This is a genomic window from Chitinophagales bacterium (genome assembly GCA_019694975.1).
Classification (GTDB): Bacteria; Bacteroidota; Bacteroidia; order Chitinophagales; family UBA10324; genus JACCZZ01.
The window spans coordinates 411789-424002 of the sequence record JAIBAY010000001.1 but is presented as its reverse complement, the minus strand read 5'-3'; the positions used below and the strand labels follow the sequence as shown (position 1 = coordinate 424002).

11 protein-coding genes are annotated in these 12214 nt (G+C 46.2%); 7 read left to right on the top strand and 4 right to left on the bottom strand.

The genetic code is table 11. The features are described from left to right. Positions 1–67: 67 nt before the first annotated feature. A complete protein-coding gene (locus K1X61_01615; protein MBX7107322.1) occupies positions 68–1561 on the bottom strand; it encodes a glycosyltransferase family 39 protein in 1494 nt (497 codons plus the stop codon). A 157-nt stretch (positions 1562–1718) separates the two neighbouring features. Next, positions 1719–2966, bottom strand: coding sequence for a DUF3179 domain-containing protein (locus tag K1X61_01610; GenBank protein ID MBX7107321.1), 1248 nt, complete (start codon positions 2964–2966; stop codon positions 1719–1721). A 131-nt stretch (positions 2967–3097) separates the two neighbouring features. Here K1X61_01610 and K1X61_01605 point away from each other — a divergent pair, with 131 nt between their 5' ends. The 7 genes from K1X61_01605 (at position 3098) to K1X61_01575 (ending at position 9815) form a co-directional block, all read left to right on the top strand. After that, entirely contained in the window at positions 3098–4108 is a 1011-nt protein-coding gene (locus tag K1X61_01605; GenBank protein MBX7107320.1) for a M23 family metallopeptidase, read from the top strand. Positions 4109–4144: 36 nt separating this feature from the next. Continuing rightward, a complete protein-coding gene (locus tag K1X61_01600) occupies positions 4145–4585 on the top strand; it encodes a polymer-forming cytoskeletal protein (GenBank protein ID MBX7107319.1) in 441 nt (146 codons plus the stop codon). A gap of 9 nt (positions 4586–4594) precedes the next feature. Continuing rightward, complete coding sequence (locus tag K1X61_01595) at positions 4595–4777, top strand: AtpZ/AtpI family protein (protein ID MBX7107318.1); 183 nt, start codon at positions 4595–4597, stop codon at positions 4775–4777. Beyond that, entirely contained in the window at positions 4777–5169 is a 393-nt protein-coding gene (locus K1X61_01590) for a hypothetical protein (GenBank protein ID MBX7107317.1), read from the top strand. Before K1X61_01595 ends, K1X61_01590 begins: the two co-directional genes overlap by 1 nt. A gap of 99 nt (positions 5170–5268) precedes the next feature. Then, positions 5269–5886 carry a SprT-like domain-containing protein gene (locus K1X61_01585; GenBank protein ID MBX7107316.1) on the top strand — a complete coding sequence of 206 codons (618 nt, stop codon included), beginning with the start codon at positions 5269–5271 and terminating at the stop codon, positions 5884–5886. 109 nt (positions 5887–5995) lie between these two features. After that, on the top strand, positions 5996–9433 hold the full coding sequence (locus tag K1X61_01580) for a pyruvate carboxylase (protein ID MBX7107315.1): 3438 nt from the start codon (positions 5996–5998) through the stop codon (positions 9431–9433). 169 nt (positions 9434–9602) lie between these two features. Continuing rightward, positions 9603–9815: a hypothetical protein gene (locus tag K1X61_01575; GenBank protein ID MBX7107314.1), complete on the top strand. Its 213-nt coding sequence runs from the start codon at positions 9603–9605 to the stop codon at positions 9813–9815. Positions 9816–9862: 47 nt separating this feature from the next. Here the strand turns inward: K1X61_01575 and K1X61_01570 are convergent, their stop codons facing one another. After that, the gene (locus K1X61_01570; protein MBX7107313.1) at positions 9863–10552 is read right to left on the bottom strand and encodes a DUF4918 family protein; all 690 of its coding nucleotides are present in this window, start codon (positions 10550–10552) and stop codon (positions 9863–9865) included. 105 nt (positions 10553–10657) lie between these two features. After that, entirely contained in the window at positions 10658–12202 is a 1545-nt protein-coding gene (locus tag K1X61_01565; protein MBX7107312.1) for a phosphatase PAP2 family protein, read from the bottom strand. Positions 12203–12214 lie beyond the last annotated feature (12 nt).

The following is a 12214-nucleotide window of genomic DNA, read 5'->3' as shown; positions in this document are numbered from 1 at the left end:
AGGGGCAAATTGCTGCAATATTATTGAAATCGGTTCCACGGTGGATGCTAACGTATTCTCTGCCCTTTTATTGGATATTGGCTGGTTCATCAAGAGCATTGTTAATCACCCCTTCAATGCTGTCTAAGCGGCAGTCTTTCCATACCTGCAAAGGAGTAGTTGACCAATACCGCTGAACCGAATCCATCAGTGGTTTTTCACAGATCAAGACCTTTTCCCCGCGTTGTAAATCCTTCGGGTGGTTTTTAAGATTGATTACATATTGATCCTTTAACTCATACGTCCGCTTGTAAAATAAGAACTGATCATAATGCTCCGGGTCGGCCGGTGGTGATTTAAGGATAGTGTATTCTTTAAGGTTTGGATTTTTTTCTTTCAGGAATTTCATGAATGCTCCTGTTATCCGGAATTCATCCAGCTGGCTGTGATCCCAGGCATAGGTGATATCATCTTCCTCTAAAACTCTTTGCACCATCTGCTGATAAGGCACAGCAAAAAGCAAAAACAGGGAAGTCGCCAGAAACCCCCTGAGAACAAGCCGGTTTAATTTATTATTCATCCTGACTTCGGTGACCGTTCTGATAAGGCTGTTGCAAAAAATAGCTATCAGCAGGCTCAGCTGCGGATACATGGGGGCATCATACCATTCCAGTTTATCAGCTGGATAAGAGATGAGCAGCAAATAGCCAAGTGATAATATCCACAGGTATATCAGGCATTGCCGGATGACGCTGTCACGTTCCATCCAGAAAGCCAATAAAGTAAAGGGTAACACATAGAAGAAGGGAGTAAACCTTCCCTGTATCATATTCAGCAGGTAGAAATAGTATGGTTGCACATGCCAGCTCATCACCGTATTGTTAAACCGCAGAATTTCCGAGTGATAAACAACGGTCCAATAACCGGGCGCCATTTTTTCGCGCAGCAGATAATAACCGGCTGCGACAAACAGTACTGCCAAGCCGGCAATGTATGTTTCCTTCAGTCGTAACAGCTTCCAGAAATCTCCATGCAGCAGGGCGGTGATCACCATGAGCGGCAGCAAAAACCAACCGGCAATGCCTTTGGTCAGAAAAGCGCCTGACAGACCAAGCGCTATGAGTAGAAAATGCGACTTCGGATTTCCGGGTTTCAAGAGGAACTTAAGGAATACGAGAGTGTATAAGGTCGTCCACCAGACAAGCGTGGCATCGGGATCGCCGCTGCGGGCAACATGAACAGCTATGAAACCATTCGCAGAGGCCAGCGTAAACATTGCCATAATGCCAATCAATGCGTTTTCCAGCACCACCATGCTGAACCACAGCAACAGGCACATCGTAAGGAGGGCAAAAACCGCCGAAGGCAACCTGATTGCCCACTCATTCCATCCGAAAAGATGCAGGCTGATGGTCTGCATCCATAATACAAAAGGCGGCTTGGTGTTGTAGAGGTCGGGCTGGCCTTCCATGCGCACTACTATTGCATCATTTGCCAGGTACATATCAAGCGCATTGTTGGCATACGTTGCTTCATCCCACATGTAAATCGGTGCTGTGCCGAGTTTAACAAAGAGTGGCATGGAACAAACAATGATAGCTGATAGCAGCACACCGGTTTTCAAGTACTTATTGTTTAAAATCAGCTTCATAGCCCGCAGGTGGGGTGGCGGTTCAGGACTGGTGAATGTGTAAAGGTTAAGCCCGTTGTATGCTGCACAAAAAAGATGACATCATTGCTTAATGTTTGCCGGCAGATGGTGCATTTAAGAATTTGTTATTGCTTATTGAATAGGGTGCGTTTTTGTGTTTATTTCCATAAAACCTTTCCCAGGAATGATAATAAGTTTGATAAGCTGCTATGGACACAAGTTTTTTGCCGGCATATTGTCCTCCGGAACATTCACCTTTAAGGCTCCAGGCAGAATTTGTTTGCTGATCGGTGATCAGGCTGTCGTTGAGTTGTGTAAATGTAAGTGCAACACCATCCATGCTGCTCTTAAAGGCATGGTAGGAAAATCCATCCTGCTGCAGCACAATAACAATGGGCTGCGTGTCGACTACAGTATTGATGATTTTCTTTGTAGTTAGTTCATTCCAGAGAAAGACGGCTGAACTGTCACCTGCTATTACACCAATCACCCAACTGTTCGGCAAAAAGGATTTGTTCCGGGAAGGATCTGTATTGGCGGCAGGCACGTTGATGTCGTAGTTCCTGAGCTTTGCATATTGCGTGGTGAAAGCCGGGTCAGCTTGCATAATCAATGTATTAGGATGTTCGCTGATCCATGTTGCAAGCGTCATCTGTTCAACTGGAATTGTTTTAAGGGCCGTGCCTTTTAAGGGTCCTGCGCCGGCAATGCCGGTTGACTGGTACCACCATGATTTAGTCGTTTCATCCTCGATCACGGCATTGTTAAAGGCTGCGCCTACGAGCCTGAATTTTTCCCGTTTACCATTGATAACAGGATCATAAGCCATGGCTGTTCTGCACATCGTGCAATAAGTAACCAAAACCGGTGCGCCACCAACGAGGTCCTGTATTTTATGGTGATATCCTACAAATTTCAGCGGGTATGCTTTGGCTTCGCCGTTCATGACAATACCCAATACATAATTGTTGAGGGGAATGGTATTTCCGGAAGGAGGGGCAAACAGCAGGGTTTCGGGTTCTTTAAAGACATTTTCCGGCATGTAGCGAAACCCTAACAGGTAAACCAGCACAACGGCAATGGCCAGTATTCCGGTAGTGAAGCCAATTGAAATAAGCCGGCCCCGTTTCCAGGTTCGAATTATCAACGGCAGTACGCATAAAAGACCTAAGATCCTGGCATACCATAGCGTTTGATATAGAAAATGACCTGCTGCGATCTGATCTGAATGCTGGCTCGTGGGCACCGGCATGATCAGGTAAAAAACGATAGCATCCGGAACAATCAGCAGGAGGATGCCACCGATGAATAAGAATGAACTGAGCCGTTTATGCATAATGAAAGCGCAAACATAATGAGTTAGCGTCAAAGTGATTGTGGTTACTTTATGCGGCATGCCAACAGGTGATACTGCCAGGAAAGTGTACGCTGTGATTTTATTGATTGATCTTCCCGGAGCATATTTTTTTGAAAGCGTCACTTAACCAACTGACGGAAAAACAGCGGTACAGTTGTTTATCCTGTTCGAAAGAAATTTTCCTCAAACACTATGTTTATGTCATCTTTGCAGCTGAATTCTCTATGTCGGAAGAACCGGTTGATATCAAGAAAAAGAAGTCGTGGATGGCACGGCTTACAGACAAATACCGGCTGGTTTTGCTGAATGATGAGACCTTTGAGGAAGTATCCTCCTTTCAGCTTACCAGGATGAATGTATATGTGCTGGTGAGTACGATCCTTGTCATACTTGTGCTGGTGACTGTTTCAGCCATAGTGTACACCCCGTTGAGGGAATATATTCCGGGTTATGCTGATGTAAATATGCGGCGCGATGTGATGGAGCTGAAACTCAGGAGCGATTCGATGGAAAGGGTGCTGGAAGCGAACAACCTGTTTCTGCAGAATATTAAACGGGTGATAAGCGGAGAGTTGGATGCAGAACAGGTAAATGAGGAGTCATCGCCTGCACAGCCTCCAAGTTACGACTCCATCGACCTTGATAAGGTTTCACCGTCGGAGCGTAAGCTACGCAAGGATTTGGAGGAAGAACAACGTTTTTCGGTGTCTAAAACTTCCTCACTCACCGGCAAATCAACAGCCATCAGGGGTTTTCATTTCTTTACTCCCCTTAAAGGTTATGTTACTGAACCCTTTAATGGAAATGAACAGCATTATGGTGTCGACATCGTGGCACCTGAAAATGAACCGATCAAAGCAACACTGGACGGCATTGTTATCTTTGCCAACTGGACGGCGGAAACAGGCTATGTAATGGCCATACAGCATAATGATAATTTAATATCTTTGTACAAGCACAATTCAGTACTGTTAAAGGAAGAAGGAAACTACGTAAAAGCGGGCGATGTGATTGCCATTATCGGCAATACGGGTGAGTTAAGCAGCGGTCCGCACCTTCACTTTGAACTTTGGTACAAAGGATTGCCATTGAACCCGGAAGATTACCTTGTTTTTAAATAACGACTCAATTTTTTGACTTTTTAAAATTTCATTGCCATGTTCAACACGAAAGAAAACCACATGACGAAGCCCATCACCACCAGTCCTTCACCCAATCAGTCTGCAGTTAATATTATTGGTGCAGGAACACAGATAGACGGTGAAATTAAATCAGACAACGACATCCGTGTTGACGGAAAAATGAAAGGCACGCTGACCTCCAAGGCAAAGGTGGTGATTGGCGCGAGCGGCATTGTAGATGGTGACATGATTTGCGAAAACGCTGATATTTCCGGAAAAGTTTTTGGCAAGGTTGAAGTGAGTGACCTGCTGTTTCTTAAAGCCACCGGTTACCTCGAAGGCGATATAGTAACCGGAAAGCTGGTCGTGGAAGCGGGTGCACGTTTCACCGGTAGCTGCAAAATGGGCGTTAAAGAGATGAAGCCGGCAGAAAAACCAGTTTCGCAACAAATGCAGAAGGAATCAAAAGCTGTCTGATTTCTTCATTTGAAATATATCTCCTTATCGTACCAGATCATTGCCTGCGTGGTACTTGGATTTATTGCGGGTTATTACCTGGATAAATGGACAGCATTTTCATTTCCCCTTTTTAAAGTGGTATGTTCTTTCGGATCCGTATTGCTGGCGCTTTATATTATTTACAAGGAGCTGATGAACGATAAGAAATAATGTACAGATCCGCCTTCATCAAACTGGTTATCTTCACTGCGATCATTGCAGTGCTTACGGCAATTGCCAATTTTTTTATTCCTGCCTTGCTGCCATTTCAAGCCTTTTCCTGGATCTCGATGGCATTCTTCTTTTTGGTTACGGCCGTAACAATCTATATCGGTTTAAATGGTCTTGGAAAAAGCAGCTACGGATTTGTTGCCAGTGTAAACGGTATTGTGCTGCTCAAACTGATGCTCAGTGTAGTACTGATTATCGTGTATATGCTCTTAGCCAGGCCAAAAGATCCCATGTTCATTCTTCCTTTCTTTGCATTTTATATCTGCTTTACTGTATTTGAGGTCCGTGCATTGCTGAAAGCACAGCATCAGCATAAGAAACACAAAAAATAACAGGCGTTTGGGCTGCAGTCCGGCTTATATTTGTGCTTCCTGCCGAAGAAATAATTTGACATCTTCATGATGGTTGCGACATTTATGCAGTTCTGAAAAATGGCTGCTCCGGAAAACATTACAAAGCATCTGTCGCCTTACCTGCCTGCGGAAGCGGTGGATATTGCAGTGGAATGGATTGTTATGTACAGGATCTCTCTGACGATCACCCGTAAGCGTACTTCCATACTGGGCAATTACCAGTGGCCGCGTGGTGGTAAAGGCCACCGTATCACGGTAAACGGCGATCTCAATAAGTATGCGTTCCTGGTTACATTCGTGCATGAGGTGGCACACCTTACCACATGGGAGAAGTACCGGCATACCGTTTCATCACACGGAAAGGAATGGAAGCAGGAATTCAAAGCATTGATGGATGAGTTTGCCGGCCGCAGAATTTTTCCCCCGGATGCACACATGGCCTTAAAGCGGTATTTCATCAATCCTTCGGCAACACATTGCGCAGATCCGGTACTGACCAAAGTGCTGAATAAGTATAACAGGCGTCCCGTCTTTCATTTGGAAGACATGGAACAGGATGGATTATTTCTCTATGGAGGCGGAAGGTTGTTCAGGAAGGGAGCTAAACTGAGAAAGAGATACCTCTGTGTAGAGGTAAAGACAAAAAAGCAATATTTGTTTAGCCCGGTGGCGGAAATCGAAAGAGTGGAATCTTAACACCTTCTCATTCCGTATACAGCTTTGATTTGTACATTGTTCATTCAGATGGTGGCATGTAACTTAGTGCTCACTTCATTTTTTCATTCCACTTTTTCATTCCCTCTTCATGCAGAAAATAAAAAAACTACTCGTAGCCAATCGCGGTGAGATTGCAATCAGGGCATTGCGTGCTGCTTCTGAACTCGGCATCCGTACCATAGCGGTGTACACCTATGAAGACCGTTATTCATTGCATCGTTATAAAGCGGATGAAGCCTATCAGATTGGTGCAGATGATGAACCGTTGAAGCCCTACCTCGACATTGAAGAGATACTGCGCATTGCTAAGATGAACGGAGCGGATGCCATTCATCCCGGCTATGGATTCCTGTCGGAGAATGTAAGTTTTGCCAGGAGGTGCGGTGAAGAAGGTATCATCTTCGTAGGGCCGCGCCCGGAGGTGATGGAGCAGCTTGGCGATAAGGTGGCCTCCAAACAGGTAGCCCGTTCCTGTGGTGTGCCTGTCATTGAAGACAATAAAGTGCCATTGACGGATGCCAGGATAGCGCTGAAAGAAGCAAAGCGCATCGGCTTACCGGTGATTCTGAAAGCAAGTGCAGGCGGCGGCGGAAGAGGCATGCGTGTTTTGTTTAAAGAAGAAGAACTGGAGAAAGCATTTGGTGAAGCTCGCCGTGAGGCGGGCAATGCCTTCGGCAATGACACTATTTTCATCGAGAAATTCGTAGAAGATCCCAAGCATATAGAAGTGCAGCTGCTCGGTGACGAATATGGCAATATCGTTCACCTCTTTGAACGCGATTGCAGCGTGCAGCGCCGGTTTCAGAAAGTGGTGGAAGTGGCGCCTTCCACTTCGCTGCGGCGGGAAACACGTGAGAAATTATTCGCTTACGCCTTACAGCTGGCTCGCAAAGTAAATTATAACAATGCCGGCACCGCGGAATTCCTGGTTGACAAAGACGAAAATGTCTTCTTCATCGAAGTAAATCCACGCATACAGGTGGAGCATACGGTTACAGAGGAAGTAACAGGCATCGATATCGTACGCAGTCAGCTGTTGATTGCTGATGGCAAAGCACTGCATTCCGCGGAGATTGATATCCCTTCGCAGGAGGTGATTCACTGCTACGGCTTTGCCATTCAGTGCCGCATCACCACTGAAGATCCGGCCAATAATTTTAAGCCCGACTACGGTACCATCATTGCCTATCGCAATGCCGGCGGTCATGGGATCAGGATTGATGAAGGCAGCTCATACCAGGGTGTGAAGGTGTCTCCCTTCTTCGACTCCATGCTCGCCAAGATTACGGCGCATGGCCGAACGCTGAATGCTGCTGCGGCCCGCATGCACCGCACGCTAACCGAATTCAGGATTCGCGGTGTAAAGACCAACATCCCGTTTCTGGAGAAAGTCATCATGCATCCTGTTTTCATCGAAGGCAGGGCAACGGTGAAGTTTATTGAGTTGTTTCCTGACCTGGTAAAAGTTTCACAAAAGCAGGACCGTGGTACAAAAGTGTTACGCTATCTCGCCAACATTGTCGTGAACGGAAATCCTGATGTGCAGCAAACCGATCATTCAAAAGTCTTTCAAAAACCAAAGGTGCCCGACTTCAATCATTTTGAAACCATTCAACCCGGCACCAAACAACGGCTCACAGAACTTGGCCCTGAAAAATTTGCGGCATGGCTGAAAGCGGAGAAGCGGATACACTATACGGATACTACTTTTCGTGATGCACATCAGTCACTGCTGGCCACGCGCGTGAGGACACGTGATATGCTGGCTGTTGCCGAGAGCTTTGCTCATCATCACCCGGAGGTTTTTTCGATGGAAGTGTGGGGCGGTGCCACGTTTGATGTCGCTTTGCGGTTCCTGCATGAGAATCCGTGGGAGCGGCTGCAGCTGCTTCGCGAAGCGATTCCGAATATTCTTTTCCAGATGCTTATCCGGGGAAACAATGCGATTGGCTATTCCGCCTATCCGGATAACCTGGTTGAAAAGTTCATTGAGGAATCGTGGAAAAGCGGCGTGGATATTTTCCGGATCTTTGATTCGCTCAACTGGACGAAGAGCATGAAGGTAAGTATCAATGCCGTGCGTGAACGTACCGGCGGACTTGCCGAAGCCTGCATCTGTTACACGGGTGATATTGCTGATCCGGCCAGGAAAAAATACACGCTTCAATATTATCTCGATCTCGCCCGTGAACTCGAAGACATGGGTGCCCACCTGCTGGGTATTAAAGATATGACCGGTTTACTCAAACCATTTGCCGCCACACAACTGATTACCGCTTTAAAAGAAGCGGTCAGCATTCCCATTCACCTTCATACACACGATACGTCAGGTATACAATCCGCCACTTACTTAAAGGCCATTGAAGCTGGCGTGGATGTAATTGACGTTGCGCTGAGTTCATTGTCGGGGCTTACATCGCAGCCCAACTTCAATTCTATTGCAGAGATGATGCGCGGTCATGAACGGGAACTGAAGATGGATATTCATTCACTTAACAGGTTTTCCAATTACTGGGAGAATGTGCGTGAATATTATTATCCGTTTGAAAGCGGGCTGATGGCCGGAACAGCTGAAGTGTATCATCATGAAATACCGGGCGGACAATATTCCAACCTGAAGCCACAGGCTATCGGACTGGGACTGGCCGACAGGATGGATGAAATCAAGAAAGCTTACGAGGATGTAAATGAATTGTTTGGCGATATCGTGAAAGTAACGCCATCATCCAAAGTGGTGGGCGATATGGCCATGTTCATGATCTCGAATAAACTAACCAAAGAAGATGTGTTGTCGAAGGGTGGAATGCTTTCATTTCCTGAATCGGTAAAGGGTTTTTTTAAAGGAGAAATAGGCCAGCCATACGGTGGATTTCCGAAGGTGCTGCAGCAGTTGGTGCTGAAGGATGAGGTGCCATTCACCGACCTGCCCAATGCACACCTGAAACCGATTGAAATAGAGAAGGAGTTCAGTGCCTTTCAGCAACAGTTTGATACTGCTCAAACCATGCCTGACTTCCTGTCTTACAAATTTTATCCAAAAGTGTTTGAAGATTATTATCATCATCAGCGGCAATATGGTGATGTGAGTTCCATTCCAACGCCGGCATTCTTCTATGGCTTAAAGAGTAATGAGGAAATCCTGGTTGAAATCGGGCGGGGTAAAACACTCATGATCCGTTTATTATATGTAGGTGATGCGGATGAAAGCGGGTATCGCACGGTGTACTTCCGGTTGAACGGGCAAACACGTACTGTGGAAATGCTGGATAAGAAATCACTGGTCAAGAAACAGACGCATCAAAAGGCAGCCGGTGAAAACCAAATCGGTGCTCCGTTGCAGGGAATGTTATCAAAGATGTTTGTGAAAGAAGGCGAGAAGGTGAAAAAGAATCAACCGCTGTTTGTGATTGAAGCAATGAAGATGGAAACTTCTGTTACTGCCGTCAAAGCCGGCACGATAAAAAGAATCGTGTTGCATGAAAAGACACTGGTGGAAGCGGATGATTTGGTCCTGGAATTGAGTTGATCATGCCAGACGACTGAATATGCGGAAGGATGAAGTCTCCGTCTTATCATGGAGCCATCACTGAAAACAGTTGCATTTTCGATGCAACTATCCCGGTCACGGTCAGGTAATTAATTCCTGTGGGAAAATTTTCGAATGGAAAGATTATCCGTCGATGATCCTAACAAAAATGAAAACTGATAAAGGGAAAGGTGATAGGAATCGGGGCAGAAGTTCTGAAAATAGTATGTGTGCTGTCACTGAAGTGCTGCCGGAAAAAGAAGCTATCTCAAAACAGGCAATTAATGCTGTCATGCCGGATTTATTTCGGCATCTGTCAATGTATGGAAGAGATCCTGATCTCAATCAATCGGGACGGATGACTCCGGATATATTGAGATAGCTTCTGTATCTTCTCCGATCGTCGGGGTCATTGCATCTGCGACCATATTATGCAGACTCCATCGCTTCGAGGTATGCATCAATATACTCCGCCATTCGTTTCCGACGGTATTGCATGATAAACCGCGGATGCTCGAGGAAGATGATTTTTTCAAAGTATGGATATGCCTGATTGAGCGTGGTGATCATTTTTTTATTTTTGCCTGAACCGATACAGATGGCAACTTTATGTTTAGCCCCTAAGCTGATCTGTTCTTTCCATTTGGCCTTGATAAAGGGTAAAACTGCTTTGAGCAGATTTTGGTCATCGTAGTAGTTATAGTTTTTCAACCCTTTTAAAAAGCCCAGCGGACAAATGGCAGTCATGAAAAACCGTTTATAATATTTCTCAGCGCCGCCATAGGCTTCAATCACCTGGTAAATGAATTCGCTGGATAACTCGCGTTTATCGCCAAGGTCATTTTCGATGCCACAGTATTTCCGGAGGGCAACAGGATCTGTAAATGAAATGCCGGTTGCTCCGCTACCCAACCTTCCCGGGTTAATGCCGAAAAGAAAGGTGCGTGTATGGTGGTTGTTGTAATATTTTCGGAAGAACTGCTGCACATAATCCATCACGTTGCGTTCACAATAGGGATTCAATACAGTGGTTTGCAGGTGTTCCGGAAGTTGCAGCCGGAGTGCGCGATAAAATGAAATCACCTTTTCTGAAAAGAATGGTTCAGCGGCAGTATACATTTTTGAATATCGGATTGTGAAGACATGATACAAACAAATGCGTGCAAAAAAAAGCAGCGGACTGATGCGCCCGCTGCCTGTTATTGTCTATCCTGCCTCTGCGCATTAATCAGCACCATCAGCCCTTGCAGCTTCAACGGCATAGTTGCCGATTGTTACCCCTGTTGTTAATCCAACTTCACAGTCAAAGCGATAGTGAATGCGTGCGTAAATCCGCGAATTGGATGCTTCATCCGCCCATTGCTTAAACTGTGCAGATCCTTCAGGGAAAAAATAAGTCAGCACACTGCAGCCTGCACCGGAGAAGGTGGAATGGCCGGAAGTGTAAGATGGGAAACTCGGAATGCCGATGATGGTTTTTATAGACTCATCTGCACCTGAAGGCCGTGGATAGTGATAATGATATTTAGCATCCCAGCAACTGATGCCGGCATCTTCCATGGCCATGTTGAGATAGGCATAAACACGGGCTGTACGCAAAGGATTCAACTGGTCCTGTACAATATATTCCTTGGCAAACCTGTTCCAGTGTCCCGGTGGAGTGTACGTGCCCGGACCGTCTGCCCAGAAGTAGGCGATATCTGCTTCTTCTTTGGTGATATTTTTCATGTAACCTTTCAGTTCATCTGTTGCCGCAATAAATGCTGCAGAACCGGGCGCGGGTGGAGCCGGAGGGCGAACTGCTTCCACGCCGGGAATGAACCATGGCTTCACCTTGCTGAACAAAGGAGTCAGGCCAACCGGCCGTTCCGGTGTCTCCAGGTTTTTCCACGACCAGCCGAAGTTCGCGATCGCTGCATTCTTAATGGAGTCAGAAACAGGTTTAGGTGTCTGCGCATTTTTCATCCCGTCTGTCTTGGCACGATCAACAAATTTGGCAGCAACGGCGCGGCCGAGTGAATCACCTGCGGCAATGTCGCTTGCCACATTCATGCCCGCCCAGATGCGCGCGTTTTTCAGTTCCGCAGATTTTGAAAGAATATAGTCCTTCTCAAGCGGGAACATGGCGGAAAGAATCACTTCAGAAACGGCTGCTATTGCCGCATCTTCCGAAGGATATGACGGCAAATCATTTTTGGGCAGCAATGTTTGAATGGATGCATCTGCTTTGTAGGGAGCCATTCTGTTATAAGTGTATTTTTCATGCCAAACTGAAATCAAGGCATCAAACTGTGCAGCACCCCAGTAAGCAAACATCCGGCAGGTATACTGCGGATGAGCAAACGGAAAATAGGGATACTTGCCGGGATTAGCCGGATCCGCAGCAGAGTAAGTGCCATCAGGATTTGGCGTTGGCGGCAAATTGTATTTGGCCGCCATTTCGCTGGCAATTTCATTCCAGCGGATGAGTGAATTGGTGCCCCAGTATTCAACAATGGCCTTCTGATCATCGGTGAGCTGACTGATAGAAGTTTTCAGATCTGACAACTCCTGCTGATAGCCAGTTGAAGTTACATCAGCAGGTGCGGCAACTGTCAGTTCACTTCCACTGCTCAGCAACACCGGTTTCCAGTTGCCTCCATTTTCGTCCAGCGATTTGTAAGTGTATGGCTGAATGCTCATACCTGTAGGGATATCCGTGTTGCATGCCTGCAGAAAAAGCGCCACGGATATGATAAGCATGATAATCGGTAAGAAATTTCTGGTCATCTTGATTGAGTT